The 24,508-nt window shown below is 68.4% G+C and carries 27 protein-coding genes; 26 read left to right on the top strand and 1 reads right to left on the bottom strand.

Annotated elements, in window-relative coordinates:
* Positions 1 to 18: 18 nt before the first annotated feature.
* The 13 genes from ACM6JT_RS22390 (at position 19) to ACM6JT_RS22330 (ending at position 10,969) form a co-directional block, all read left to right on the top strand.
* Entirely contained in the window at positions 19 to 429 is a 411-nt protein-coding gene (locus ACM6JT_RS22390; protein ID WP_027780971.1) for an ExbD/TolR family protein, read from the top strand.
* 4 nt (positions 430 to 433) lie between these two features.
* Positions 434 to 1,132 carry an energy transducer TonB family protein gene (locus tag ACM6JT_RS22385; RefSeq protein WP_414857317.1) on the top strand — a complete coding sequence of 233 codons (699 nt, stop codon included), beginning with the start codon at positions 434 to 436 and terminating at the stop codon, positions 1,130 to 1,132.
* 92 nt (positions 1,133 to 1,224) lie between these two features.
* The gene (locus ACM6JT_RS22380; RefSeq protein ID WP_414857316.1) at positions 1,225 to 3,039 is read left to right on the top strand and encodes a putative porin; all 1,815 of its coding nucleotides are present in this window, start codon (positions 1,225 to 1,227) and stop codon (positions 3,037 to 3,039) included.
* Between the two features lie 12 nt (positions 3,040 to 3,051).
* Positions 3,052 to 3,729: a hypothetical protein gene (locus ACM6JT_RS22375; protein ID WP_414857315.1), complete on the top strand. Its 678-nt coding sequence runs from the start codon at positions 3,052 to 3,054 to the stop codon at positions 3,727 to 3,729.
* A 59-nt stretch (positions 3,730 to 3,788) separates the two neighbouring features.
* The gene (locus ACM6JT_RS22370) at positions 3,789 to 4,379 is read left to right on the top strand and encodes a YbjN domain-containing protein (protein WP_414857314.1); all 591 of its coding nucleotides are present in this window, start codon (positions 3,789 to 3,791) and stop codon (positions 4,377 to 4,379) included.
* A complete protein-coding gene (locus ACM6JT_RS22365; protein WP_414857313.1) occupies positions 4,376 to 4,837 on the top strand; it encodes a hypothetical protein in 462 nt (153 codons plus the stop codon). The genes ACM6JT_RS22370 and ACM6JT_RS22365 overlap by 4 nt, the downstream gene beginning before the upstream one ends.
* A gap of 89 nt (positions 4,838 to 4,926) precedes the next feature.
* Complete coding sequence (locus ACM6JT_RS22360; RefSeq protein ID WP_414857312.1) at positions 4,927 to 5,817, top strand: peptidylprolyl isomerase; 891 nt, start codon at positions 4,927 to 4,929, stop codon at positions 5,815 to 5,817.
* Between the two features lie 8 nt (positions 5,818 to 5,825).
* The gene (locus tag ACM6JT_RS22355; protein ID WP_414857311.1) at positions 5,826 to 6,686 is read left to right on the top strand and encodes a hypothetical protein; all 861 of its coding nucleotides are present in this window, start codon (positions 5,826 to 5,828) and stop codon (positions 6,684 to 6,686) included.
* Between the two features lie 46 nt (positions 6,687 to 6,732).
* Positions 6,733 to 7,116, top strand: a complete 384-nt coding sequence (locus ACM6JT_RS22350; protein WP_034180377.1) for a hypothetical protein — start codon at positions 6,733 to 6,735, stop codon at positions 7,114 to 7,116.
* 76 nt (positions 7,117 to 7,192) lie between these two features.
* The gene (locus ACM6JT_RS22345; protein WP_414857310.1) at positions 7,193 to 8,608 is read left to right on the top strand and encodes a Do family serine endopeptidase; all 1,416 of its coding nucleotides are present in this window, start codon (positions 7,193 to 7,195) and stop codon (positions 8,606 to 8,608) included.
* 120 nt (positions 8,609 to 8,728) lie between these two features.
* Positions 8,729 to 9,211 carry a YbaB/EbfC family DNA-binding protein gene (locus ACM6JT_RS22340; RefSeq protein ID WP_414857309.1) on the top strand — a complete coding sequence of 161 codons (483 nt, stop codon included), beginning with the start codon at positions 8,729 to 8,731 and terminating at the stop codon, positions 9,209 to 9,211.
* Between the two features lie 40 nt (positions 9,212 to 9,251).
* A complete protein-coding gene (tecA, locus tag ACM6JT_RS22335; RefSeq protein ID WP_243712478.1) occupies positions 9,252 to 9,788 on the top strand; it encodes a type 6 secretion system effector deamidase TecA in 537 nt (178 codons plus the stop codon).
* Between the two features lie 287 nt (positions 9,789 to 10,075).
* Positions 10,076 to 10,969, top strand: coding sequence for an IclR family transcriptional regulator (locus ACM6JT_RS22330; protein ID WP_034180374.1), 894 nt, complete (start codon positions 10,076 to 10,078; stop codon positions 10,967 to 10,969).
* Between the two features lie 84 nt (positions 10,970 to 11,053).
* Here the strand turns inward: ACM6JT_RS22330 and ACM6JT_RS22325 are convergent, their stop codons facing one another.
* The gene (locus tag ACM6JT_RS22325) at positions 11,054 to 12,133 is read right to left on the bottom strand and encodes a porin (protein ID WP_131949447.1); all 1,080 of its coding nucleotides are present in this window, start codon (positions 12,131 to 12,133) and stop codon (positions 11,054 to 11,056) included.
* 448 nt (positions 12,134 to 12,581) lie between these two features.
* Between ACM6JT_RS22325 and ACM6JT_RS22320 the strand changes: the two genes are divergently transcribed.
* From ACM6JT_RS22320 to ACM6JT_RS22260, 13 genes are all read left to right on the top strand, one after another.
* Positions 12,582 to 12,899: a non-heme iron oxygenase ferredoxin subunit gene (locus tag ACM6JT_RS22320; protein WP_027789384.1), complete on the top strand. Its 318-nt coding sequence runs from the start codon at positions 12,582 to 12,584 to the stop codon at positions 12,897 to 12,899.
* 1 nt (position 12,900) lies between these two features.
* Entirely contained in the window at positions 12,901 to 13,212 is a 312-nt protein-coding gene (locus ACM6JT_RS22315; protein ID WP_034180372.1) for a recombinase-like helix-turn-helix domain-containing protein, read from the top strand.
* Positions 13,213 to 13,267: 55 nt separating this feature from the next.
* Positions 13,268 to 14,338, top strand: a complete 1,071-nt coding sequence (locus ACM6JT_RS22310) for a Rieske 2Fe-2S domain-containing protein (protein ID WP_414857308.1) — start codon at positions 13,268 to 13,270, stop codon at positions 14,336 to 14,338.
* Positions 14,331 to 15,101: an SDR family oxidoreductase gene (locus tag ACM6JT_RS22305; RefSeq protein ID WP_414857307.1), complete on the top strand. Its 771-nt coding sequence runs from the start codon at positions 14,331 to 14,333 to the stop codon at positions 15,099 to 15,101. The genes ACM6JT_RS22310 and ACM6JT_RS22305 overlap by 8 nt, the downstream gene beginning before the upstream one ends.
* Positions 15,102 to 15,130: 29 nt before the next feature.
* Positions 15,131 to 15,658: a cupin domain-containing protein gene (locus ACM6JT_RS22300; protein ID WP_034180369.1), complete on the top strand. Its 528-nt coding sequence runs from the start codon at positions 15,131 to 15,133 to the stop codon at positions 15,656 to 15,658.
* An 18-nt stretch (positions 15,659 to 15,676) separates the two neighbouring features.
* The gene (locus tag ACM6JT_RS22295) at positions 15,677 to 16,573 is read left to right on the top strand and encodes an alpha/beta fold hydrolase (protein WP_175747500.1); all 897 of its coding nucleotides are present in this window, start codon (positions 15,677 to 15,679) and stop codon (positions 16,571 to 16,573) included.
* Complete coding sequence (locus ACM6JT_RS22290; RefSeq protein WP_131949451.1) at positions 16,570 to 17,424, top strand: IclR family transcriptional regulator; 855 nt, start codon at positions 16,570 to 16,572, stop codon at positions 17,422 to 17,424. The genes ACM6JT_RS22295 and ACM6JT_RS22290 overlap by 4 nt, the downstream gene beginning before the upstream one ends.
* Complete coding sequence (locus ACM6JT_RS22285) at positions 17,421 to 18,218, top strand: SDR family oxidoreductase (RefSeq protein WP_414857306.1); 798 nt, start codon at positions 17,421 to 17,423, stop codon at positions 18,216 to 18,218. The genes ACM6JT_RS22290 and ACM6JT_RS22285 overlap by 4 nt, the downstream gene beginning before the upstream one ends.
* Positions 18,211 to 19,878 (top strand): thiamine pyrophosphate-binding protein, encoded by a 1,668-nt coding sequence (locus ACM6JT_RS22280; RefSeq protein WP_407972167.1) that lies wholly within the window; start codon positions 18,211 to 18,213, stop codon positions 19,876 to 19,878. The genes ACM6JT_RS22285 and ACM6JT_RS22280 overlap by 8 nt, the downstream gene beginning before the upstream one ends.
* On the top strand, positions 19,871 to 20,686 hold the full coding sequence (locus tag ACM6JT_RS22275; protein WP_414857305.1) for an aspartate dehydrogenase: 816 nt from the start codon (positions 19,871 to 19,873) through the stop codon (positions 20,684 to 20,686). The genes ACM6JT_RS22280 and ACM6JT_RS22275 overlap by 8 nt, the downstream gene beginning before the upstream one ends.
* An 89-nt stretch (positions 20,687 to 20,775) precedes the next feature.
* On the top strand, positions 20,776 to 22,266 hold the full coding sequence (locus ACM6JT_RS22270) for an aldehyde dehydrogenase (protein ID WP_414857304.1): 1,491 nt from the start codon (positions 20,776 to 20,778) through the stop codon (positions 22,264 to 22,266).
* 18 nt (positions 22,267 to 22,284) lie between these two features.
* Positions 22,285 to 23,247 carry a VOC family protein gene (locus ACM6JT_RS22265; RefSeq protein ID WP_414857303.1) on the top strand — a complete coding sequence of 321 codons (963 nt, stop codon included), beginning with the start codon at positions 22,285 to 22,287 and terminating at the stop codon, positions 23,245 to 23,247.
* Positions 23,244 to 24,488 (top strand): NAD(P)/FAD-dependent oxidoreductase, encoded by a 1,245-nt coding sequence (locus tag ACM6JT_RS22260; RefSeq protein ID WP_414857302.1) that lies wholly within the window; start codon positions 23,244 to 23,246, stop codon positions 24,486 to 24,488. Before ACM6JT_RS22265 ends, ACM6JT_RS22260 begins: the two co-directional genes overlap by 4 nt.
* Positions 24,489 to 24,508 lie beyond the last annotated feature (20 nt).

Raw genomic sequence — 24,508 nt, 5'->3', positions numbered from 1 at the left:
CGCACGCAGGAGACCACCATGCAGGTTCAGGACGACGACAAGCCGTACGACGACATCAACATCACGCCGATGCTCGACCTCGCGTACGTGCTGCTGATCATCTTCATCATCATGACGACCGCGTCGGTGCAGGGCATCAAGGTCGATCTGCCGAAGGCGAGCTCGTCAGCGAGTCTCGCGAAGCCGAAGACGAAGGCGATCACGGTCGCCGATTCGGGGCAGGTCTTCCTCGACGCATACCCGGTGACGATGGACGAGCTCGAGAGCCGGCTGCGCACCGAGAAGGCGACCAACCCGGAATTCCCGATCGTGCTGAAGGGCGATGCGGCCGTGCAGTACCAGAAGGTCATGGACGTGCTCGACCTGCTGCGCCGTCTCGACCTGTCGCAGGTCGGGCTCGTGACCGGCAAGGCGAAGCAGGGCGGCTAGCGCGATGGAAATGACCTATAACGGCGGCCCGCCGCAGAAAGGCCCCGGCCGCTTCGTGAAGCCGGTTGCGATCGCGCTCGTGCTCGCGGGGCTGGCCGCGCTGATCTGGCATTTCGCGGGCGATACTGCGGGCGTGAAGCGCGTGAGCGCGCCGCAGGTGACGACGGTGATTCCGCTGCCGCCGCCCCCGCCGCCGCCGAAACAGAAGCCGCCGCCCGAGAAGGTGAAGGAAGAGGTCAAGACGCCGGTCGAGCGGCCGACGATCGCGCCGAAGCCGTCCGAGGCGCCGAAGCCGTCGGACAACCAGCCGAAGCAGATGACGATGAATGCGCCCGCGCAGGCCGGCACCGACAGCTTCAACATCGGCGCGGGCGACGGCTCGGGGATGATCGGCAGCGGCGGGGGCGGCAAGTTCGGCAATGCGAGCTACCCGCAATACATGGTGTACGTGCTGCAGCGCGCGATCGAACAGGACAAGGGCGTGCAGGAGGCTGGCGGTGCGCGCTTCGCGGGCAGCCTGAACCTGTGGATGGATGCATCCGGGCGAATCACGAAGGTGACGGTCGCGCAGTCGACCGGCGACGCGAAGATCGACGCGGCCGTGATCGCGGCGGTCGAGGCGCTCGGCAGGGTCGACGAGGTGCCGCCGCCCGCGACCGCGTATCCGGTGCTCGTCAGGCTCCAGGGGCGCAAGCCGGCATGACGACGCGTGCGCGACACGGCGAATCAATCATGGGGCGGCGCCGTTGCACGGAAGCCGCCGGAAAAGAAACGAAAATTGTTCGGAGTGCTTCGATGATTCGGAAGATGAACGGATGGGGTGCGGTGCCCCGCAACGGCGTGCTGCCCGCGCGCCTGTCGCGCGTCGGCGCGGCGGTGCTGACGCTCGGGCTGACGTGCGCGTCCGCCGCGCACGGGCAATCGCTCGAGGCGCAGGCGGCATCGGGGAAGGCCGCGCCGACGGAGAGCGTGGTGATCAACCTGATCAATCTGCTCGTCAAGCGCGGCGTGCTGACGCAGCAGAACGCGAACGAGCTGATCAGCGAGGCGCGCACGGAAGCCGTGCAGGCGAGGGCCGCGCGTGGGTCCGGCGCGCCGGTGGTAGCCGGTGCCGCCGTGGTCAACCCGCCGACGCAGCCGGGCGACGTCGCGGTGCCGTACGTGCCGCAGCTCGTGCGCGACCAAATCCGCGACCAGGTGAAGCAGGAAGTGATCGCGCAGGCGAAGGCCGAGAACTGGGCGCAGCCGAACACGTTCCCCGACTGGGTGTCGCGCATCAAGCTCGACGGCGACCTGCGCGTGCGTGACGAATACCACTTCTACGGCAGCCGCAACGCGAACAACGTGACGAACTTCGCGGCGATCAACCAGGGCGGCGGATTCGACATCAACCCGAACACCAACACCACGCAGCTGCCGACGCAGAACACCACGCAGAACCGCAACAACCTGCTGCGCTACCGCGCGCGGCTCGGCGTGACGGCGACGCTGTCCGACGAAATGATCGCCGGGATCCAGCTCGCGAGCGGCAACGACAACGGGCCCGTGTCGACGACGGCCACCGCCGGCGGCGGCTTCGCGAAGAAGAACATCTGGCTGAACAAGGCGTTCTTCGCGTACCGGCCGACGCCGTGGCTGAACCTGACGGCCGGCCGCTTCGACAATCCGTTCTTCAAGTCGGACCTGGTGTTCTCCGACGACCTGATGATGGACGGGCTCGCCGCGAACCTGCGCCATGCGCTGCCGTGGAATCCCGACGTCACGCTGTTCGGCACGCTCGGCGTGTTCCCGATCCAGTACACGAGCGAGAACTTCCCGTCGAACAGCACCGACAAGGCTGGCAGCGACACGAAATGGATGTTCGGCGCGCAGTTCGGTGCGGACTGGAAGATCGATGCGAAGAACCGGCTGCGCGGCGCGGTCGCGTATTACGACTTCCAGAACATGCGCGGCACGCTGTCGTCGCCGTGCGCGCTGTATCTCGGTGCGACAAGCTGCAACACGGACAACGAGGCACCCGCGTTCATGCAGGGCGGCAACACGCTGATCGCGCTGCGCAACATCGTGCAGAACCCGAACCTCGCGCCGGGGATGACACCTCAGCCGCAGCTCTTCGGGCTCGCGTACAACTACCGGCTGCTCGACCTGAAGGCGCAGTGGGATACGGTGGTGGCCGACCGCTTCAAGCTGCGCCTGGACGGCGAATACGTGCGCAACCTCGCGTACAACGACAACAAGGCGTTCGCGGCGGCGTCGCTGCCGGTCAACAACTACGAATCGACGTCGGTGAACGCGACGCGTGCCGACTATCGCAGCGGCCCGAACGGCTTCCTCGCGAAGGCGACGATCGGCGAGCCGGAGCCGCGCGAGAAGGGCCAGTGGAATTTCTCGATCGCGTACAAGTACCTGCAGCCGGACGCGGTGCTCGACGCGTTCAACGATCCCGACTTCCATCTCGGCGGCACCAATGCGCGCGGCTACGTGATCGGCGCCGCATACGCGGTCGCACGCGACACGTGGGTGTCGGCCCGCTACCTGAGCTCGAAGGAAGTGTACGGGCCGCCGGTATCGATCGACGTGCTGCAGATCGAGCTCAATGCTCGCTTCTGACCGGAGCCGCGAATGAACACGACCTATCGCACGATGCTCGCGGCCGGTGCGGCCGCCGTGCTGCTGCTGGCGGCCGGCGGCGCGCACGCGCAGAGCATCGAGGACAAGCTGCGCAGCCAGTTGCGCTCGACCGTGCAGGAGCTGCGCCAGTTGCAGGACAGTCAGGCGCAATTGCAAAGCGACAAGGCGGCGGCCGAGAAGCAGCGCGACGACGCGCTCGCGCAACTGAAGGCGTTGCAGGGGCAGCTGGCGGCGGCGCGCGGCAATTCGGGCGCCGAGGCGGCCGCGAAGCGCGCGCTCGCGCAGGAGCGTGCGGGCCGCGAGCAGGATGCGAAGTCGCTGGCGAAATACAAGTCGTCCTACGAGGACCTGCTCGCCGTGTCGCGCGCCCGCGATGCGCAGCACACGCAGCTGCAGAAAGACATTGCTGCGCGTGACACGCAACTGAAAACCTGCCAGGCACACAATGCCGAGCTATATCGCGTGGGGCACGAGATTCTCGATGCATACGAGCACGTCGGGATCGGCACGTTCTTCTCGTCGCGGCAGCCGTTCGCGCAGTCGGCGCGCGTGAAGTATGACGATCTCGCGCAACGCTACGGCGATGCGCTGTATGCGGGCAAGTACGACCCGGCCGCACGTCCGGCCGCTGCGGCACCGGCGTCGGCCGCGCCGGCGAGCGCGCAGTGAGTGCACGGCCCGAAGCCGCGCTTGAACCGACCGATTCGTTGAACACGGAGAAGACAGACATGCAAGACCAGCAACCGAACGCCGGCGACGAACGCGCGGCACACGATGCGCCGATCGAGGCGATCAGCGCCGAACGTCTTGCCGACGTGCTGCGCCGCGCGGGCTACCGCGTGACGGCCGCCGAGCAGAACGGCACGGTGCAACTGATGAGCGCGAGCCAGGGCATCGGTTTCGCGGTGCGCTTCGGCAACCCGGTCACGGCGCTCGTGCCGCAAGGCGTCGGTGCACAGGCTGCGGCGCTTCCGTATATCGACTACACGCTGTCGTGCGTGCTGCAGGTGCAGGGCGAATTGCCGGCCGAACTCGTCGCGGACTGGAACCGCACCAAGCGCTTTGCGCGTCTCGCGAGCCACGGGGCGTTTCTCGCGCTGGAGATGGACGTCGTCGTCGCGGGCGGCGTGTCCGAGCGCTACCTGCGCTCGACGATCGAGCTGTGGGACCGGTTGATCCAGGAATTCCTGCTGCACCTGCGCAACCGGCCCGCGATGGCCGAGCAGGAAGCGGCGGCGCGTGCGGCGGCCGGCGAACCGGCGGCGGCTCCGTCCGAGGCTCCGGCTACGGCTGCACGCGAGGCCGCCGCGCAGTCATGAACACCGCGAGCGGGAGCGCCGGCCGCCGTAGCGTCGGCCGCCGGATCGCCGCCGCGCTGCGCGCGCTGCTCCCGGATGGCCGGCCCCCGGATGGCCGGCCGGGGCCGACGTCCGCCGCCGACGCCCCCGTCGCGTGGGTGATGTATGCGGAAGGCGTAGCACAAGCGCTGCGGGCGGTGCTCGACGGCGACGAGGCAGCCGTGTGCCGGTTGCGCGCCGACCTCGGGCGCTGGGCCGACCGGCTCGCCGATACCGGCGACGACGTGCCCGTGCTGCCGGTGCGCGCATGGCTCGACCGGCGTGGGCGCGTGACGCGGGTCGACAGCGCGCCGGCCAGCGATCCTGCGGTCGACGCGGCGCTGCGCGACGCGCTGGTGGGCCGCGTGGTCGGCACGGCGCCGCCGCACGGGATGACGCAGCCGATCGTGATGCGCGTGACGCTGACCGGCATGCGCTAGCGCGGGCCGGCGAGGAACGGAACGACGCGGACATCGCGCGACGGACGGTGTGCGCAATTCAAAAAAGTAATCGAGAGGGCTGTCGAATCATGATGACGAAAGTGAAGACGCTGGCAATGCTGGCGGGCAGTCTCGCGCTGAGCGCGCCGCTCGTCGCGCACGCACAGGACGACGTGATCGCGAACGCCGCGCAGGCGTCGGTCACGCAGGCCGATATCGCGGGGCTGTTGAAGGCGGTGAGCGCCGAAGGGCGCGAGCGCCTCGCAGCCGACCCCGCGGCGCTGGACCAGGTCGTGCGTTCGACGCTGGCACAGAAGGCGGTGCTGGCCGAGGCGAAATCGAAGGGCTGGGACAAGCAGGCGCAGGTGCAGGCGGCCGTCGAGCAGGCGCAGCGCGACATCGTCGTGCGCAGCTATCTGACGTCGGTGAGTGCGCCGCCGGCCGACTATCCGTCGGACGCGGAGATCCAGTCCGCGTATGACGGGAACCGTGCCGCGTTCACCGTACCGCGCGCGCTGCACGTCGCGCAGATCTACATCGCGGTGCCGCCGAACGCGGATGCCGCGACGCTCGACAAGGCGCGCAAGCAGGCGGCCGATCTCGCGAACCGCGCGCGCAGCGGCGATTTCGCGGCGCTCGCGAAGGCGAATTCGCAGGACAAGGCGAGCGCCGCGAACGGCGGCGATCTCGGTTTCGTGCCCGACCAGTCGATGCTGCCGGCCGTCCGGCAGGCGGCCGACGCGCTGAAGCCGGGCCAGGTTTCAGCACCGATCCAGACGCCGGCCGGCTTTCACGTCGTGAAGCTGATCGACGTGCGTGCGGCCGCGCCGCGTCCGCTGGCCGACGTGAAGGAGCAGTTGCGCGCGATGCTGCGCGCGCAGCGCACGCAGCAGAATGCGCAGGCGTATCTGGCGAAGCTGGCCGCGAACGCGCCGATCAACGAAGACGCGCTGAAGAAAGCGCTCGCGTCGGCCCGGTAGGCACACTCATGGCACCTGTCCGTTCGACGCCGCGCGTCGCGGCCCCCGACGCGCGCACGCCGGCGCGGCGCCGCCCGGCCGCCGCGTCCGACCGTCCGCGCATGCCGAAGGCGAACCCGTGGCCGGGCCGGCCCGGCGAATGGCCGACGCATTGTCCGCTTTGCTTCGGCGCGTTGGAGCCGTTGCCCGGCGCGGGAGGCTATGCGCGGCACCGCAGCGCGCGGTGCTCCGCGCAGTGCGTGCTCACGACGCGCCAGTATCAGCCGGATGAGCCGACGATACGCGGCGCGCGCGACGCGCAGGTCGCCGCGCTCCATCGCGAGCGCTTCATTGCGCAGTGGCCGCGTCATTACGCGCTGATGCGGCGCGTGTGGCCCGCGCTCACGATCGGCCGCTTCATCGCGGTGATCGCCTGCGTGGACGTCGCGGATCTCTGGTCGTACCGGATGCTGCGCGACGACGATCTCGCGGCCGTGCTGCTCGTGCTGGCCGGCTTCCTGCGCGTGCCGGATGCGCCGGGCGTCGACACGTCGGGCGTCGCTACGCCGGGCGCCGACGCGTCGACCGGCGATGCGTGCGCGCCCACGGTGCGCTGGGTGCGGTTCTGGTTCGACGCGAGCGTGCGCGACGTCGGCGATCTGTGGGCGGCCGGCAGCGACGCGCCGCCGCTGTTTCGCGTCGACTATCGCGAGCCGCTCGTCACGCCGTATCCGACCGGCGCGCAGGTGCATGCATGGCGGCCGGTCGACGGCATGCGCGATGCATGGGCGCAGCACGCCGATGCGCATGAAGCGACCGTCGACGTGTCCGATCGCGCGGCGTTCGAGCGCTTTCTGGCGCGTGCGCAAGCGTCGGGTGCGAGCGTGTGAGCTCGGCACCGCGAGCGCGATGAAGCCATCGCTGAAGGAGCCGCGGATGAAGATGCGACGAAACGGAATCGCGACGATCGTCTGCCTGCTGCTGGCGGCCGGCGTGCACGCGCAGGGCAGCCGCGCGGCGGCGAGTGCGGTCATGCCCGCGCCGGCCGGTCCGGGTTCGGCCGCGAAGCCGGTATGCGTCGATGCGGAAGTCGACGGCAAGCGCGCGCTGTCGTACGACTGCCTGAGCCAGCAACTGAAGCCGAAGGCCGAACCGCAGGCGGGCGCATCGCAGGCGGATTCGGAGCGGCTGTCGAAGCAGCCGTCGAACCGTCTCGGCACGTTCAACCTGTCGACCGAGCGGAACCGCTTCGGCTCGAACTGGGGCCGGTCGGTGACGCCGCAGCGGCCCGATGCGCCGGTCGCGGTGCCGCCGAAGTGAGGCATACGGCTGGTGGCGCGGCGCGGGCATCGACGGGCCGGCGGCGTTGTGGCGCGAACCGACGAGGAACTGCGACATGAAAGCGGGCAAGCACACGGGCCGGGCGGTGGTGTTGCGGGCGATCGCGGGTGTGCTCGCGTTCGCGTGCGCATGCTCGACGGCGCAGGCCGCGGAGCGTTCCGCGCAGGCGGGTGCCGCACCGCCGACCGTCGCGCTGCCGAACTTCGCCGCGCTGGTCCGGCGTGTCGGCCCGGCCGTCGTCAACATCAGCGTCACGCGCGAGGTCACGCAGATGGGCATCCAGTTGCCGCCGGGCATCGCGCCCGATCATCCGCTCGCGCCGTTTCTCGCGCGGCGCGTGATCGGGAACCGCGAGGAAGTGAGCCTCGGCTCCGGTTTCATCGTCAGCGCGGACGGCGTGATCCTGACCAACCGGCACGTGGTCGGCGACGCGACCAACATCGACGTGAAGCTGACCGACAAGCGCCAGTTCAAGGGCCGCGTGATCGGCAGCGATCCCGTGTCCGACGTCGCGGTGATCCGCATCGATGCGCACAACCTGCCGGTCGTCGAGACCGGCGACCCCGCGCGCACGGAGGTCGGCGACTGGGTAATGGCGATCGGTTCGCCATACGGGTTCGCGAACACGGTCACGCAGGGCATCGTCAGCGCGAAATCGCGCTCGCTGCCCGGCGAGCGCGCGATTCCGTTCATCCAGACCGACGTGCCGATCAACCCCGGCAATTCGGGCGGCCCATTGTTCGACCTCGGCGGCCGCGTGATCGCAATCAACTCGATGATCTTCTCGAAGACGGGCGGTTATCAGGGGCTCGCGTTCGCGATTCCGATCGACATCGCGCTCGACGTGAAGGACCAGTTGCTGCGGACCGGCAAGGTCACGCGCGGCCGGCTCGGCGTGGCCGTGCAGGAAGTGAGCCAGGCGCTCGCGCGTTCGTTCGGCCTTGCGAGCCCGGACGGCGCGCTGATCACGATGGTCGAGCCGGACGGCCCGGCCGCGCACGCGGGCCTGCAGGCGGGCGACGTCTTGCTCGCGGTCGACGGCAAGCCGGTCGCCGAATCGGCGGACCTGCTCGGCACGGTCGCGGGCATGCGTGCCGGACGGCAGGCCGACCTGCTCGTGTGGCGCGCGGGCCGGGCGATGCACGTGGTCACGACGGTCGGCGCATTCGACAGCGGCACGGCGTCGGCCGGTGGCGAGCAAGGGCCCGCGCGGTTCGGGCTCGCACTGCGCGCGGCGACGGAGCAGGAGCGCCGGCGGCTCGGCGTCGGCGAGGCGCTCGTCGTCGAGCAGGCGAGCGGCCAGGCGGCCCGCGCGGGTTTGCAGCCGGGCGACGTCGTGCTGTCGGTGAATGGCACGCCGGTCGCGAGCATCGGCGCGCTGATGACCGAGATCGACGCCGCGCACGGTAACGTCGCGCTGCTGGTCCAGCGCGGCGGCACGCGGCTGTATGTGCCGATCGAGATCGGGTGAGCGGGTACAGCCGGGCAGCACGAAGGCAATGCGAACGCAGTGCGAATGACTGCGGGAATGACCGCGCGAGGGCCGCGCATGAAACGGTGCGCAGGGCGATTCGTCGAAACGGGAGGCGGGATGAAGCGAATGCAGGAGTGGGGCGCATCCGGATGGCTGCGGGCAATCGTCGTCGCATTTGCGCTGGCCGCGTGTGCCGCGCCGGGCGCCGCGCAAACGGCCGACGTGCCGCAGGCATGGATCCGTTACGGGCAGCTCGCCGGGCAGCAGTTCCAGGCGTGGCTCGAAGCGGACGGCGACGCGGCCGACCGGCTGCATCGCTATCTCGAAGCGCGTGTGCTGAACGCGAGTGCCGATGCGCCGCCGCCCGCGATCGTCGTGCGCGCGTGGATCGGCGCGAACGGTGCCGTCACGCGCGTCGAATTCGCGTCGCTGGGCGATCCCGACGCGGACGCGACGCTGCGGCAACTGCTCACGGCCGGCGGCCCGCTGGCCGAGCCGCCGCCGCCCGACATGCTGCAGCCGTTGCGCGTGCGCCTGCGGCTCGCGCCGAATCCCGACGCGGCCGCCGCCGCACCGGCGTCGGCGGCGCGTGCGCCGTGACGCCCGGGCCGGCCGCCGTCGGCGGATATCGTAATAAGATATGAGGTTATTGCGTTGGCGGGACGACGATGCCTTTCTTCCTCAAAAGGACCTACCCATGCAACTGACCCAGTTAGGCGGCCATGTCGCCCAATCCGGCTTCGCCGAAAAGCAGAAACATGCGCAAGCGCTGATGTACGGCATGGCCGACATCAACGAGTATGTGTCCGGCGGCGTCTGCTACGACGCCGCGGCCTATGTCCGGTACCTGCTGCGCGGCGACGCGATGATCGCGCCCGATACGCTGCTCGACACGATCGGTCAGCACTGGAGGACGCGGTTCAACTTCGAGACCGGCGATCAGTGGGACGGGCGCGCCAGCATTCCGGCGGGAACCGCGGTCGGTTTCTCCCGCGGCGGCAATGTCTTTCATGCCGCGATCGCGGTCGGCGGCAGCCGGATCCGGGCCGTGAACGGCGGCCGTCTGGGCAGCGGCTGGATGTATGCGGTCGACCTTGCACGGGTGCTCGAGCAGGATGCGGCCGGCGGCTTCACGTTCGATCGCGCGAACCTCCGGGTCCACCTGTCGCGCCTGTAGGCGACGCGGCGTCGGATGCCGCGCCGTTTGTCGTCTTTCAGCCGCCCGAAGCGGGCAACGGCCGGGCGGCGGTCTTCCCACCGTTCGGCGATTTCCGCATGGCGTCGCGCTGTCCATCGCTGCTATCCTCTCGACCGTGAATGACTCTGCATGGGTCGCGGATGCGCATGCTGCGTCGCGGCGAAGCGCGCGGGTGCGAGCCTGCGCGCGCGCTGGAGTAGCATGACTGAATATCCACGACGATCCATGACCTGTTTCGTGACTGATTTCCTTCCGTCCATGTCCACATGGTCAAGACAACGATGAGCGACGCCCCCGATCCTGCCGCTGCCGGCGACGACGAATCGTCCGGCGGCGCTTCGTCCTATCTGGTGCCGGGGCTCGAGCGCGGGCTGCGGATTCTCGCCGAATTCTCGGCGCGCGAGCCCGTGCTCGGCGCGCCCGAGCTGTCGAAGCGCATCGGCATTCCGCGCACGACCACGTTCCGCCTGCTGCAGACGCTCGAGGCGCTCGGGTTTCTCGAACGCGTGAACGGCGACCGCCACTTCCGGCTCGGCGTCGGCGTGCTGCGGCTCGGCTTCGAATACCTGAACTCGCTCGAGCTGACCGATCTCGGCGCGCCGGTGCTCGAACGGCTGCGCGATTCCACCGGCTTCTCGACGCACCTGCTGATCCGCGACCAGCGCGACGTCGTGTTCGTCGCGAAGGCGCAGAGCAACGCATCGATGTTCGGTTCGGTGAAGGTGCACGTCGGTACGCGCCTGCCCGCGCATGCGACCGTGCACGGCCACGTGCTGATGGGCGACCTGACGCGCGACGCGCTGCGCCAGCTCTATCCGGAAAAGCGGCTCGAGCAGTTCACCGAGCGCACGCCGGGCACCGTCGACGAACTGTACGAACGCGTGCGGCAGTACGCGCGGCTCGGCTATGCGGTCAGCGAGGCGGCGTTCGAAAGCGGCATCTCGGCCGTGACCGCGCCCGTGCGCGATCATTCGGGCTCGATCGTCGCGGCGATCACCGCGACGGTGCCGCGCTCGGAGATCGGCGAGGCCGGCGAGAAGGAGCGGCTCGTCGAAGCCGTATGCGGTGCGGCGGTCGACCTGTCGCAGCGCCTGAACTATCGTCCGCTCGAAAGCGACCCGACGTTCGCGCACGCGCGCCACAAGGTCGCGATGTTCTGACTCGCGACGCGCCCGGCATCGCAAAAAGCAAGAGCGGCCCGCGGGCCGCTCTTGTCGTTTCTGACGCCGAACGCGTGAAACCGCTCAGAACGAGTGGTGGATCCCGGTGAGCACGATCACCTGGTTCGCGGTGCTCGACACGCCGGCCGTGAAGAACGCGGCTTTCGCGCCACCCGACCCGTGTTCATACAACACGTTCGCATAGAGCTGCGTACGCTTCGACAGCGCATAGATGTCGCCGAGCTCGACCTGCGTCCAGCGGCGGCCGGCCAGCGTCGTGGTCGCCGCGCCGCCCGCGATAGTGTTGAACGCGCTGCTGCGGTAGTTCACGCCCGCGTCATAGCTCTGGAACGTATCCGAAAAGCCGTTCGACTGCATCTTCGTGCGCGTGTAGAGGCCGTGCACGAGGAAGTCGCCGAACTGGTACGACGCGCCCGCGCCGATGTTCTCGACCTTGTTCGCTATGTAGCCGTTCGCGGTGTTCTGCCCCTGGAATGACGCGATACCCGTCTGGCCGATCAGGATCGAGCGGTCGTGTTCGTTCGAGTAGACGGCCGACGCCTTGAACGGCCCGTTCGCATAGTTCAGCGCGACGCCGACCGACTTGCCGGTCGAGAAGTTCGTCGTATTGCCGAGCGCCAGCGTCGCCGCGGCCGAGAAGCCCGCATAGGTCGGCGAGCGGTATTTCACAGAATTGTTGTACGGCACGTTGCCGGTCGCGGCGAGCCCGTCGATGTTGCCGGGGTGGAACGCGTACCAGCTCAGCGCCAGGTAGGCCGTGCTGAGCGGATCGAGATAGTCGAACGACAGCGGCGTCTGGCGGCCGAGCGTCAGCGTGCCGTAGCGGTCCGAACTCAGGCCGACGAACGCCGCGCGGTTCCAGATCGTGTTCGCGGTCGCGAACTGGCCGTTGTTCGTATAGAAGCCGTTTTCGAGCTGGAAGATCGCCGACAGGCCATCGCCGAGGTCTTCCTTGCCTTTCAGGCCCCACCGATCGGGCTGCGTGTTGCCCTGGATCATCGCCCACTTCGCATGGCCGCCGACGTTGTTCACGTACGCGACGCCCGCATCCAGGCTGCCGTACAGCACCACGCTGCTCTGCGCCCACGCGCCCGACGCGGCGCCCATCCCGATGACTGCTGCTGCTACCGCATGCTTGACCATTTGATCTCCTGACTCTCCAACCTGATGAAAACGTGCCGTGGCGGCATGCGCGGAGACGGCCGGCCGTCTCGCGTGTTCCACCGCCGGATGGGCATTTCGTGGGTTCCATATAAGGAACGATGTGCCTCTGATGGAATGGAGTATAGGGGTGTCAAGCGCGTGATCAAAAATAAATTTTTCGGGACGGATGGGATCGAAAGCGCTGCGCCGCAGCGATGCGTGGAGCTTTCAAAAAGGGCATAACTCCCCGTCACAAAAACAAAAAATCACATTTGATAGGGTAGGCGGCGACGATCGCCGACCCAACGGTCAGTGTTTTCCCTAGGGCGTGCAGCTTTTTGTTTTACTCGTGGAAAGTCGCTCCTATAATCACCATCCATAAACTGATGTTCCTAATATGGAACAAACAAGAAGCAAACCGAGAGTCGATCAGAAGGAAGGGTGTGAGATGTCTGAACAATGGATTTGCGCCGGGCACGCCGGCGCGCTGTCGGAAGACACGCCGATCGAGTTCAAGCGGACCGACGGCGTCGAAATCGGGATCTATCGCGTCGGCGACGACGTGTATGCGCTCGAGAACGTGTGCCCGCATGCGTACGCGCTGCTGACGCAGGGGTTCGTCGACGAAGGCACGGTCGAATGCCCGCTGCACGAGGCCGTGTTCGACATCAGGACGGGCGAATGCCTGAAGGGTCCGGGCGGACGCGCGCTGAAGCAGTACGCGGTGCGCCTGGCCGGCGAGGAAATCCAGATCAAGGTGGAATGACATGAAAGAAGCGACCGTCAACTTCAATCCCTTCCTGAAGCCGTGGGTGGCGCCGCAGCCGAACAACGTCGCCGGCAAGGGGCAGATCGAGATCCCCGGTCAGGTCGAGAACCGGATCTGGCAGAACCGCAAGGCCGAGCCGACCCAGTACGAGAACGATCTCGGCGATGCGCTCGAACGCGTGTTCGAAGCCGGCGCGACCGAGCTGGACGACGTCGTCGCGGGCCTGAACCGCATCGGCTTCCGCGCACCGGACGGCACGCCGTGGACACCGGAGCGCTTCCGCGCCGAAATGGCCGCGCTCGCGGAATGACCGCGCCGAGCGCGCGATCCGCCGACCCGACGACAACCGCATCCGGAGCACACTGATGACGCCCCCCGCACAACACGCTTCCCAACACGACCCGGTCCGTGACTATCTCGACCGCGGCATCAAGAACTACTGGTATCCCGTCGCGCCGAGCTGGCAGGTGTCGAACGCACCCGTCGGCCTGACGCGCCTGTCCGAGCAGATCGTGCTGTGGCGCGATCACGAGGGCAAGGTTCACGCGCTCGAGGATCGCTGCCCGCACCGCGGCGCTCGGCTGTCGCTCGGCTGGAACCTCGGCGGCAGCATCGCGTGCTGGTATCACGGCATCGAAGTCGACGGCGGCGGCACGGTCAACCGTGTGCCGGCCGTGTCGAACTGTCCGCTCGAAGGCATGAAGTGCGTGAAGTCCTATCCGGTCGAAGAGAAGGCCGGCGCGATCTTCCTGTGGTTCGGCGACGAAGCGCACGGCGAGCCGGCGCCGCTGAACCTGCCCGAGGAACTGGTCGCCGACGAATACGGCCACTTCCTGTGCGTGTCGAACTGGAAGTGCAATTACCAGTACGCGATCGACAACGTGATGGACCCGATGCACGGCGCGTACCTGCACGCGACGTCGCACTCGATGGCCGAAGGCGACAAGCAGGCCGACATGCGCGTGCGCAAGACGGAAACCGGCCTGATGTTCGAGAAGATCGGCCAGCGCGACGTGAACTTCGACTGGGTCGAGCTCGGCGAAACCGGCTGCCTGTGGATGCGCCTCGCGATTCCGTACAAGCAGAAGTTCGGCCCGGGCGGCAACTTCGGGATCATCGGCTTCGCGACGCCGGTCGACGGCGACAACTGCCAGGTCTACTTCTGGCGCACGCGCAAGGTCAGCGGCTGGCAGCGCGACGTGTGGCGCTTCATGTACCGCAACCGCCTTGAAGGGCTGCACTGGGACGTGCTCGAGCAGGACCGCTACGTCCTCGAAAGCCTCGCGCCGCAGGCCCGCGATCACGAATACCTGTACCAGCACGACGTCGGCATCACGCGCGTGCGCCGGATGCTGCGCCAGCGTGCGCAGGAACACCTGTCCGCGCTCGACGCGCATCGCGCGGCGCAAGCCGCTTCGGAGCCCGCGAATGGCTGAGCTCGCACCGGTCGTGTCGCTCGCGGGGCGCCGCGTGCTCGTCACGGGCGGCGCGCGCGGCCTCGGCGCGGCGTTCGTGAAGGCGCTCGTCGCCGCGGGCGCGCAGGTCGCGTTCGGCGACGTGCTGGCCGACGAAGGCCGTGCGCTTGCCGCGCAACTGTCGGCAGCCGGCCACGTTGCGCATTTCTTCGCGCTCGACCTGGCCGACCCGGCGAGCGTCGACGCATTCGTCGCGCAGGGCGCGGCGGCGCTCGGCGGCATCGACGCGCTGATCAACAACGCGGCGATCACGAACTCGGGCGGCAAGCTGTCGACGGAGCTCGACGTCGCGACCTGGGACGCCGTGATGAACGTGAACGTGCGCGGCGTGTGGCTCGTCAGCAATGCGGCGCTGCCGCACCTCGCGAAGTCGGGCCGCGGCGCGATCGTGAACCTCGCATCGGACACCGCGCTGTGGGGCGCGCCGAAGCTGCTCGCGTACGTCGCGAGCAAGGGCGCGGTGATCGCGATGACGCATGCGCAGGCGCGCGAATTCGGCGTGCACGGCGTGACGGTCAACGCGATCGCGCCGGGGCTGACCGAAGTCGAGGCGACCGCCTACGTGCCGGCCGAGCGTCACGCGTTCTACATGCAGGGCCGCGCGCTGACGCGCGCGCAGGTGCCCGACGACGTGACGGGCCCCGTGCTGTTCCTGCTGTCGGACGGCGCGCGCTTCGTGACGGGCCAACTGCTGCCGGTGAACGGCGGCTTCGTAATGAATTGATGTTTTCACTCTGAATGAAGGAGAGGACGATGGCGGACGCCGATCTCGAACGCAAGTCGTGGGACCAGCCGGAAGGCGCAAGCTTCAACGACTGGATGGAAGGGCGCGTGGCGCGCTATGCGACGCGGCGCTACGACTGGGACGCACTGAAGTTCCAGGCCGACTACGACCCGAAGTACCGCCGTGCGCAGATGCGCTATGTCGGCACCGGCGGCACGGGCGTCGCGAAGGACGTCAACACGGTGCCGGCCGGCAACTTCACGTTCTCGACGATGGTGATCCCGGCCGGCAACATCGGCCCAAGCCACATCCACATCGACGTGGAAGAAATCTTCTTCGTGCTGCGCGGCAAGATGAAGGTGATCTGCGAACGCGACGGCGAGACGTGGGAAGCGATCCTCGGCGAGCGCGACCTGATCTCGGTGCCGCCCGGCGTGTATCGCACGGAAATCAACATCGGCGAGGAAGACGCGCTGATGTGCGTGATGCTCGGTTCGCCGAAGCCCATCACGCCGACGTATCCGCCCGATTCGCCGCTCGCGAAGATCAAGCGTTGAGACGGAGCCGGTGAAGCAATGAGTGTCATCGACAAACGTGAACGCGACCGCACCGCGGCATTCGCAGCGCTGCTCGGGCAGTTTCCCGAGCAGCGCTGCGCGGCCGGCGCGGCGGGCACGATCGGCTATCGCGAGGCCGGCGCGCAGCATGCGGGCCGCGCGCTGCCCGTCGTGCTGCTGCACGGGATCGGCTCGGGTGCCGCATCGTGGGTGCGCCAGCTCGACACGCTCGGCGCATCGCGGCGCGTGCTCGCGTGGGATGCGCCCGGTTATGGCGCGTCGACGCCCGTGCACGGCGCGTCGCCGGCCGCCGCCGATTACGCGGCGTCGCTGAACGCGTGGCTCGAGGCACTCGGCATCGAACGCTGCGTGCTGGTCGGGCATTCGCTCGGCGCGATCGTCGCGGGCGGTCTCGCCCGCGTGATGCCCGCGCGGATCGCCGGCCTGCTGCTGGTGTCGCCTGCCGGCGGCTACGGCAGCGCGCCCGCCGAAACGCGCGAATCGCGCCGCGACGCGCGGCTCGCGATGCTCGCGGAACTCGGCCCGGCCGGGCTCGCCGAGCAGCGCAGCGGCAACATGCTGTCCGGTTTCGCGAGCGAGGATGCGCGTGCGTGGGTGCGCTGGAACATGGCGCGCATCGTGCCGGCAGGCTACGCGCAGGCCACGCATCTGCTCGCGAACGCCGATCTCGCGGCCGATCTCGCCGGTTTTCGCGGCCGCACGGCCGTGGCCGTCGGCGCGAACGACGCGATCACGCCGCCCGCCGCATGCGAGCGGATCGCCGCGGCCGCGCACGTCGGGCTGCAGGTGATTCCGCAAGCCGGTCATGCCGGGTACGTGGAAGCGCCGGCCGTTTATTCCGCACTGATCGACACGTTCTGCCGTCAGTGCGATACGCAGTGGGGGCTGGTATGAGCGAGCCGCTGCAACAAGAACCCGAAAACGGGAAGGCCGAAGCCAGCTACGTGGTGCCGGGCCTCGAACGCGGGCTGCGGATTCTCGCCGAATTCTCGCCGCGCGAGCCCGTGCTCGGCGCGCCGGAGTTGTCGAAGCGGCTCGGCATTCCGCGCACGACGGTGTTCCGTCTGCTGCAGACGCTCGAATCGCTCGGCTTCCTCGAGCGTGCGGACAAGGATCGCAACTACAAGCTCGGCATCGCCGTGCTGCGGCTCGGCTTCGAATACCTGAGCTCGCTGGAGCTGACCGATCTCGGCCTGCCGGTGATCGAGAGCCTGCGCGACGCGACCGGCTTCACGACGCACATCGTGATCCGCGACGGCCGCGACGTCGTGTTCGTCGCGAAGGCGCAGAGCCAGTCGCCGGTGTTCAGCTCGATCCGCGTGAACGTCGGCACCCGCTTGCCCGCCTATGCGACGACGCACGGCCACGTGCTGATGGGCGATCTGTCGCTGAAGGAGCTGCGCTCGCTGTATCCGGAAGGCACGCTGAACCGGATGACGAGCGCGACGCCGGAGACGGTCGATGCGTTGTACGAAGTGATCCGCGAGGATGCGCTGCGCGGCTACGGCGTCAGCAATTCGTCGTTCGAGCGCGGCATCTCGGTGGTCACGGCGCCGGTGCGCAACGAGACGCAGAAGATCGTCGCGTGCATCACGGTGACGGTGCCACGGCCGGAGATCGACGCGGCGCTGATCGCGGACGGGTTGATCGACAAGGTGCAGCGCGCGGCGGCGGAGTTGTCGCGGCGGCTCAATTACCGCTCGGATGACGAGCACACGTTTATGAAGGCGTTAGGACTCCGATGATTCAGATCGATCTGACCGGGCAGGTTGCGGTGGTGACGGGCGGTTCGTCCGGCATCGGCCTCGCGACGGCCGAACGGTTCCTGCAGGCCGGTTCGTCGGTCGCGATTTGCGGCCGTGACAGCGACCGACTCGCACGCGCCGCGGCGATGCTCGGCGAAAAATATCCGGGCGCGCAACTGCTCGCCGAGCGCTGCAACGTGCTCGACGAAGCCGACGTGGCCGCGTTCGCGCAAGCGGTGTCCGCACGCTTCGGCCGTGCCGACATGCTGGTGAACAACGCGGGCCAGGGCCGCGTGTCGACCTTCGCCGATACGACCGACGACGCGTGGTGCGAAGAGCTCGAACTGAAGTACTTCAGCATCATCCGCCCGACGCGCGCGTTCCTGCCGCTGCTGCGCGATGCGGCCGCGCCGACGATCACCTGCGTGAACTCGCTGCTCGCGCTGCAGCCCGAGCCGCACATGGTCGCGACGTCGTCGGCGCGGGCGGGCGTGCTGAGCCTCGTGAAGTCGCTCGCGACCGAACTGGCGCCGCAGCGCATCCGCGTGAACTCGATCCTGATCGGCATCGTCGAGTCGGGCCAGTGGCGCCGCCGCTACGAAGCGCAGGCACGAGCCGGCGAAAGCTGGGAAGACTGGACGGGTGCGCTCGCACGCAAGAAGAACATTCCGCTGAATCGCTTCGGCAAGCCCGACGAGGCCGCCTGGGCACTTTTTTATCTCGCAACGCATCTGTCGTCCTACACGACGGGCAGCCATATCGACGTTTCTGGAGGCTTTGCACGCCATGTCTAAAAAAACCACGGTTGGCGAGCTGATTGCCGCCTTTCTCGAGCAGTGCGGCGTGAAAACCGCATTCGGTGTCATCTCGATCCACAACATGCCGATCCTCGACGCGATCAACTCGCGCGGCAACATCCGCTATGTCGGCGCGCGCGGCGAAGCGGGCGCTGTGAACATGGCCGACGGCCTGGCCCGCGTGTCGGGCGGCCTCGGCGTCGCATTCACAAGCACCGGCACGGCGGCGGGCAACGCGGCCGGCGCGATGGTCGAGGCGCTGACGGCCGGCACCGCGATGCTGCACATCACCGGGCAGATCGAGACGCCGTACCTCGACCAGGATCTCGCCTATATCCACGAAGCGCCCGACCAGTTGACGATGCTGGATGCGATCTCGAAGGCCGCGTTCCGCGTGCGCACGGTCGAGACCGTGCTGCCGACGATCCGCGAAGCCGTGCGCATCGCGCAGACCGCGCCGACGGGCCCCGTGTCGGTCGAAATTCCGATCGATATCCAGGCTGCAGAAATCGAATGGCCGGAAGACCTCGCACCGGCGCACGTCGCGGTGCGCGAGCACGACGCCGCACGCGTCGCGAAGCTCGCCGATGCACTCGCGGCCAAGCGCCGCCCGCTGCTGTGGCTCGGCGGCGGCGCGCGCCACGCCCGCGACGAAGTCGAACGCCTCGTGAAGCTCGGTTTCGGCGTCGTGACGAGTGTGCAGGGCCGCGGCGTGCTGCCCGAGGATCATCCGGCGACGCTCGGCGCGTTCAACGTGCATGCGTCCGTCGAAGCGTTCTACAAGACCTGCGACGCACTCGTCGTGGTCGGCTCGCGCCTGCGCGGCAACGAGACGCTGAAGTACAAGCTCGCGCTGCCGCAGCCGCTGTTCCGCGTCGATGCCGACGCGCTCGCCGACAACCGCGGCTATCGCAACGAGCTGTTCGTGCACGGCGATTCGAAGCGCGTGCTGGCCGAGCTGGCCGATCGCCTCGAAGGCCGCCTGTCGGTCGATCCGCAGTTCGCATCCGATCTCGCGGCGGCCCGCGAGCAGGCGGTCGCCGATGTGGCGAAGGGCCTCGGGCCGTACAAGCAGCTCGTCGATACGCTGCAAGGCGCGGTCGGCCGCGACTACAACTGGGTGCGCGACGTGACGATCTCGAACAGCACGTGGGGCAACCGCCTGCTGAAGATCTTCGAACCGCGCGCGGGCGTGCATGCGCTCGGCGGCGGCATCGGCCAGGGCATTCAGATGGGCATCGGCGCGGCGCTGGCGGGCGCCGCCGCGAAGACGGTCTGCCTCGTCGGCGACGGCGGCCTGATGGTCAACGTCGGCGAGCTGGTGACGGCCGTGCAGGAGAACGCGAACGTGATGATCGTGTTGATGAACGACCAGTGCTACGGCGTGATTCGCAACATCCAGGATGCGCACTACGGCGGCCGCCGCTGCTTCGTGCAGTTGCACCAGCCAGATTTCGCGCAGTTCTGCGCGAGCTTCGGCCTCACGCACTACCGAATCACGTCGCTCGACCAGGCCGAAGCGATCGTGCGCGACGGGATGGCGAAGGAAGGGCCGGTGATGGTCGAAGTCGACATGCTGTCGGTCGGCTCGTTTGCGTCGCAGTTCGCGGGCCCGCCGGTGAAGAAGGAAGCGCCCACGGAGCGCCAGTATGCGTAACGCGCACGCACCCGTCGACGTCGCGATGATCGGCTTCGGTGCGATCGGCGCGGCCGTGTACCACGCGGTCGAGCACGATGCGGCGCTGCGCATCGCGCACGTGATCGTGCCCGACCACCAGCGCGCCGCGGTGCAGGGCGTGCTGGGCGGCGCGGTGGAGGTCGTGTCGTCGGTCGACGCACTGGCCCGCCGCCCCGAGTTCGCGCTCGAATGCGCAGGCCACAGTGCGCTCGTCGATCACGTCGTGCCGCTCTTGAAGGCCGGCACCGACTGCGCGGTCGCATCGATCGGCGCGCTGTCCGATCTCGCGCTGCTCGACGTGCTGTCGCAGGCTGCCGACGAAGGCGACGCGACGCTGACGCTGCTGTCGGGCGCGATCGGCGGCATCGACGCGCTGGCATCCGCGAAGCAGGGCGGCCTCGACGAAGTGCTGTACGTCGGCCGCAAGCCGCCGCTCGGCTGGCTCGGCACGCCGGCCGAGGAACTGTGCGACCTGCGCACGATGGCCGAAGAGAAGGTGATCTTCGAAGGCACCGCGCGCGACGCCGCGCGGCTGTATCCGAAGAACGCGAACGTCGCGGCGACCGTCGCGCTCGCGGGCCTCGGCCTCGATGCGACGCGCGTGCGCCTGATCGCCGATCCGGCCGTCGCGCGCAACGTGCACCGCTTCACCGCGCGCGGCGCATTCGGCGAGATGTCGCTGGAAATGAGCGGCAGGCCGCTGCCCGACAACCCGAAGACGTCCGCGCTGACGGCGTTTTGCGCGATTCGCGCGCTGCGCAACCGCGCGGCCCGCTGCGTGATCTGAGCGGCGCTTCGAGAGATTCGGACTATTGAACGTCTGCCCGCGCCACGGCGAGGGCGGGTGCGCAGAGACAGATTTGTGGGACTTGTGACATGACATCTTTCGATACGAGCCTGGTACCCGACGGCAACATCCTGATCGGCGGCGAGTGGCGCCGCGGCCGTGGCGCGCCTTACGCCAGCATCTATCCTGCCGACCAGTCGGTGAACATGGAAGTGTCGACGGCTAACGCGGAAGACGCGGCAGAAGCCGTCGAAGCCGCCGATGCCGCATGGCGCCGCGCCGACTGGGCCGGGCTGAAGCCGCACCAGCGCGCGCAGGTGCTGTACCGCATCGCGGATCTGATCATGCAGCGCCACGAGGCGCTCGCGAACCTGCAGCGCCGCGACAACGGCAAGCCGATCGGCGAGACGCGCGTGCTGGTGGCCAGCGCCGCGAACACGTTCCGCTATTTTGCGGCCTGCCTCGAAACGCTCGACGAAGAGCTGACGCCGTCGCGCGGCGACTACCTGACGATGAGCGTGTACGAGCCGGTCGGCGCGATCGCCGCGATCACGCCGTGGAACTCGCCGATCGCATCCGACGCGCAGAAGCTCGCGCCGGCACTTGCCGGCGGCAACGCGGTGGTGCTCAAGCCGGCGGAAGTCACGCCGCTCGTGTCGCTCGCGCTCGCGCGCATCTGCGAGGAAGCCGGCGTGCCGAAGGGCGTGCTGAGCGTGCTGCCGGGCAAGGGCTCGGTGATCGGCGACGTGCTCGTGCGCCATCCGCTGGTGAAGAAGGTGTCGTTCACGGGCGGCACCGAAGTGGGCCGCGGCATCGCGCGCATCGCGGCCGAGAAGCTGATGCCCGTGTCGCTCGAACTCGGCGGCAAGTCGCCGACGATCGTGTGCGACGACGCCGATCTCGATCATGCGGTCAACGGCGTGCTGTACGGCATTTTCAGCTCGTCGGGCGAAGCGTGCATCGCGGGTTCGCGGCTGTTCGTGCAGCGCGCGGTGTACGACGAATTCATGAAGCGCCTGGTTGCGGGCGCACGCAAGCTGCGCGTGGGCGACCCGACGCGGCCCGATACGCAGATGGGGCCGCTGATCACCGCGAAGCACCGCGAATCGGTGGAGCGCTACGTCGCGCTCGGCCTGGAAGAAGGCGGCCGCCTGCTGTGCGGCGGCGAGCGGCCGTCGGGCGACGGGCGCGAGCACGGCTTCTTCTACCAGCCGACGATACTCGAAGGCTTGCCGAACAGCGCGCGCATCTGCCAGGAGGAAATCTTCGGGCCTGTGCTCGTCGCGATGCCGTTCGACGACGAAGCGTCGCTGATCGCGCAGGCGAACGACAGCGTGTTCGGCCTTGCCGCCGGCATCTGGACGCGCGACTACAAGCGTGCCTGGCGCATCGCGCGCGCGCTCGAAACGGGCACCGTCTGGATCAATACGTACAAGCTGTTTTCGATCTCCACGCCGTTCTCCGGCTGGAAGGAGAGCGGGATGGGGCGCGAGAAGGGGCGCCTCGGCATCCGTGAGTACATGCAGCAGAAGAGCCTCTACTGGGGTTTGAACGACGCGCCGCTGCCGTGGGCGAACTGAGCGAAGGGGAATGACGCAATGAGCATTTTGGGAATCGAGCAGATCACATACGGCGTCGACGATCTCGCGACCTGCCGGCGCTTTTTCGCCGACTGGGGGCTGAAGGAAGTCGCGCACGACGACACGCACGCGCGCTTCGAGACGATGAACGGCTGCACCGTGCTGGCCGTCAACGCCGACGATCCGGCGCTGCCGCCCGCGTTCGAAGCGGGCCCGACGCTGCGCGAAGTGACGTGGGGAGTCGCGACGCAGGGCGAACTCGACGCGCTGCGCACGAAGCTCGCCGGCCAGCCAGGTTATTACTCGCATGACGATGCGGTCGGCTGTATCGACCCGAACGGAATGGCGATCCGCGTCGAAGTCACGCGCAAGCGCGAACTCGACATCACCGGCTCGCCGTCGAACGTGTGGGGCCAGACGCTGCGCGTCGACCAGCCGAGCCCGATCTATGCACGCGCGGAGCCGGTCGAGGTCGGGCATGTCGTGTTCTTCACGAACTGCCTCGACGAACAGGTGAAGTTCTATCACGAACTGCTCGGCTTCGAGACGTCCGATCGCTACCCGGGCCGCGGCGCGTTCATGCGCTGCGCGCCGCACGGCGGCCATCACGACCTGTTCCTGCTCGCGCTGCCGAATGGCAAGCGCGGCCTGAACCACGTCGCGTTCACCGTGCGCGACATCCACGAAGTGTTCGGCGGCGGCATGCATATCGACCGCTGCGGCTGGGAAACGCAACTCGGCCCGGGCCGTCACCCGGTGTCGTCCGCGTACTTCTGGTACTTCCAGAATCCGGCCGGCGCGCTGATCGAGTACTACGCGGACGAGGACGTGCTGACGCCCGACTGGCAGCCGCGCGAATTCGAGCCAGGCCCGACCGTGTTCGCCGAATGGGCCGTCGACGGCGGCCTCGACGGCAACACGCGCCGGCAGAAAAACGCGAAGGCGCCGGAAGGCAAGTTCATGACGGAGCGAAAATCATGACCGAAGCGAATACGCCCGCGCAGCCCGCGCCCGGTACGGTCGTCGTGATCGGCGGCGGCCAGGCCGCCGGCTGGGTGCTGAAGACGTTGCGCGCGGAAGGTTACACGGGCCGCCTCGTGATGATCGCCGACGAGCCGCACCTGCCGTACGAGCGTCCGCCGTTGTCGAAGGCCGTGCTGGCCGGCGACGCCGATATTAAAACCGTACGCGTCGTGCGCCCGGACGAATTCGACGCGCTCGATATCGAAGCATGGCAGCCGGAACGCGCTACATCGATCGACCGCGCGCGCCGCGTGGTGACGACCGCCAGCGGCCGCGAGATCGAATACGACCGGCTCGTGATCGCGACCGGCGGCACGTCGCGCCGCCTGCCGGACGCAATCGTGAGGACGCCGAACCTGCACTACCTGCGCACGCTCGACGAAGCGGCCGCGCTTGGCGAGAAGCTGCGCGCGAGCCAACGCGTGCTCGTGATCGGCGGCGGCTGGATCGGCCTCGAAGTCGCGGCCACCGCGCGCAAGCTCGGCGTCGAGGCGGTCGTGGTCGAAGGCGCGCCGCGGCTGTGCGGGCGTTCGGTGCCGCAGATCGTGTCGGATTTCCTGCTCGACCTGCATCGCGCGAACGGCGTCGACGTGCGTGTCGGCGCGGCGCTAGCGTCGCTCGATGCGCAGCCGGACGACGCATCGAAGGTGCGCGCGACGCTCGCCGACGGCACGACGATCGACGCCGATTTCGCGGTGGCCGGCATCGGCCTCGCGCTGAATGCGTCGCTCGCGAGCGATGCGGGGCTGGCCGTCGACGACGGCATCGTCGTCGACGAATTCGGCGCGACGAGCGACCCGGCGATCTTCGCGTGCGGCGACGTCGCGAACCATCACAACGGCTGGCTGAAGCGGCGCGTGCGGCTCGAATCGTGGGCCAACGCGCAGAACCAGGCGATCGCGGCCGCGAAGGCCGTGCTCGGCGTGCGCGCGCCGTACGCGGAGATTCCGTGGTTCTGGTCCGATCAGTACGACGTGAACCTGCAGATCCTCGGCGATCTGCCGGCCGATGCGCAGCTCGTCGTGCGCGGCGATCTCGCCGCGCGTCGCGCGACGCTGTTTTTCCTTGGCGACGGGCATGTGAGAGGTGTCATCGCCGTGAACAACGCACGCGAGCTGAAGCTCGCGCGCAAGTGGATGAACCAGGGCCGGGCAGTGGATACGGAAGCCCTGGCAGACACGACCAAAGCGCTTGCCTGACCGGCAGACCAGGAGACACC

Source organism: Burkholderia sp. IT-111MI5, assembly GCF_949752865.1.
Taxonomy (GTDB): Bacteria; Pseudomonadota; Gammaproteobacteria; order Burkholderiales; family Burkholderiaceae; genus Burkholderia; species Burkholderia pyrrocinia_C.
Note: the sequence above shows the minus strand (reverse complement) of the source record. Positions and strands in the feature narration are given on the sequence as shown.

What these genes read in the sequence shown, in the direction of transcription:
- ACM6JT_RS22275 (WP_414857305.1), top strand. Translation starts at nt 19,871, where the DNA reads ATGCGTAACGCGCACGCACCCGTCGACGTCGCGATGATCGGCTTCGGT.
- ACM6JT_RS22375 (WP_414857315.1), top strand. Translation starts at nt 3,052, where the DNA reads ATGAACACGACCTATCGCACGATGCTCGCGGCCGGTGCGGCCGCCGTG.
- ACM6JT_RS22300 (WP_034180369.1), top strand. Translation starts at nt 15,131, where the DNA reads ATGGCGGACGCCGATCTCGAACGCAAGTCGTGGGACCAGCCGGAAGGC.
- tecA (WP_243712478.1), top strand. Translation starts at nt 9,252, where the DNA reads ATGAGGTTATTGCGTTGGCGGGACGACGATGCCTTTCTTCCTCAAAAG.
- ACM6JT_RS22270 (WP_414857304.1), top strand. Translation starts at nt 20,776, where the DNA reads ATGACATCTTTCGATACGAGCCTGGTACCCGACGGCAACATCCTGATC.
- ACM6JT_RS22365 (WP_414857313.1), top strand. Translation starts at nt 4,376, where the DNA reads ATGAACACCGCGAGCGGGAGCGCCGGCCGCCGTAGCGTCGGCCGCCGG.
- ACM6JT_RS22350 (WP_034180377.1), top strand. Translation starts at nt 6,733, where the DNA reads ATGAAGATGCGACGAAACGGAATCGCGACGATCGTCTGCCTGCTGCTG.
- ACM6JT_RS22325 (WP_131949447.1), bottom strand. Translation starts at nt 12,133, where the DNA reads ATGGTCAAGCATGCGGTAGCAGCAGCAGTCATCGGGATGGGCGCCGCG.
- ACM6JT_RS22305 (WP_414857307.1), top strand. Translation starts at nt 14,331, where the DNA reads ATGGCTGAGCTCGCACCGGTCGTGTCGCTCGCGGGGCGCCGCGTGCTC.
- ACM6JT_RS22320 (WP_027789384.1), top strand. Translation starts at nt 12,582, where the DNA reads ATGTCTGAACAATGGATTTGCGCCGGGCACGCCGGCGCGCTGTCGGAA.
- ACM6JT_RS22260 (WP_414857302.1), top strand. Translation starts at nt 23,244, where the DNA reads ATGACCGAAGCGAATACGCCCGCGCAGCCCGCGCCCGGTACGGTCGTC.
- ACM6JT_RS22265 (WP_414857303.1), top strand. Translation starts at nt 22,285, where the DNA reads ATGAGCATTTTGGGAATCGAGCAGATCACATACGGCGTCGACGATCTC.
- ACM6JT_RS22340 (WP_414857309.1), top strand. Translation starts at nt 8,729, where the DNA reads ATGAAGCGAATGCAGGAGTGGGGCGCATCCGGATGGCTGCGGGCAATC.
- ACM6JT_RS22290 (WP_131949451.1), top strand. Translation starts at nt 16,570, where the DNA reads ATGAGCGAGCCGCTGCAACAAGAACCCGAAAACGGGAAGGCCGAAGCC.
- ACM6JT_RS22380 (WP_414857316.1), top strand. Translation starts at nt 1,225, where the DNA reads ATGATTCGGAAGATGAACGGATGGGGTGCGGTGCCCCGCAACGGCGTG.
- ACM6JT_RS22285 (WP_414857306.1), top strand. Translation starts at nt 17,421, where the DNA reads ATGATTCAGATCGATCTGACCGGGCAGGTTGCGGTGGTGACGGGCGGT.
- ACM6JT_RS22385 (WP_414857317.1), top strand. Translation starts at nt 434, where the DNA reads ATGGAAATGACCTATAACGGCGGCCCGCCGCAGAAAGGCCCCGGCCGC.
- ACM6JT_RS22370 (WP_414857314.1), top strand. Translation starts at nt 3,789, where the DNA reads ATGCAAGACCAGCAACCGAACGCCGGCGACGAACGCGCGGCACACGAT.
- ACM6JT_RS22345 (WP_414857310.1), top strand. Translation starts at nt 7,193, where the DNA reads ATGAAAGCGGGCAAGCACACGGGCCGGGCGGTGGTGTTGCGGGCGATC.
- ACM6JT_RS22330 (WP_034180374.1), top strand. Translation starts at nt 10,076, where the DNA reads ATGGTCAAGACAACGATGAGCGACGCCCCCGATCCTGCCGCTGCCGGC.
- ACM6JT_RS22315 (WP_034180372.1), top strand. Translation starts at nt 12,901, where the DNA reads ATGAAAGAAGCGACCGTCAACTTCAATCCCTTCCTGAAGCCGTGGGTG.
- ACM6JT_RS22310 (WP_414857308.1), top strand. Translation starts at nt 13,268, where the DNA reads ATGACGCCCCCCGCACAACACGCTTCCCAACACGACCCGGTCCGTGAC.
- ACM6JT_RS22360 (WP_414857312.1), top strand. Translation starts at nt 4,927, where the DNA reads ATGATGACGAAAGTGAAGACGCTGGCAATGCTGGCGGGCAGTCTCGCG.
- ACM6JT_RS22280 (WP_407972167.1), top strand. Translation starts at nt 18,211, where the DNA reads ATGTCTAAAAAAACCACGGTTGGCGAGCTGATTGCCGCCTTTCTCGAG.
- ACM6JT_RS22355 (WP_414857311.1), top strand. Translation starts at nt 5,826, where the DNA reads ATGGCACCTGTCCGTTCGACGCCGCGCGTCGCGGCCCCCGACGCGCGC.
- ACM6JT_RS22390 (WP_027780971.1), top strand. Translation starts at nt 19, where the DNA reads ATGCAGGTTCAGGACGACGACAAGCCGTACGACGACATCAACATCACG.
- ACM6JT_RS22295 (WP_175747500.1), top strand. Translation starts at nt 15,677, where the DNA reads ATGAGTGTCATCGACAAACGTGAACGCGACCGCACCGCGGCATTCGCA.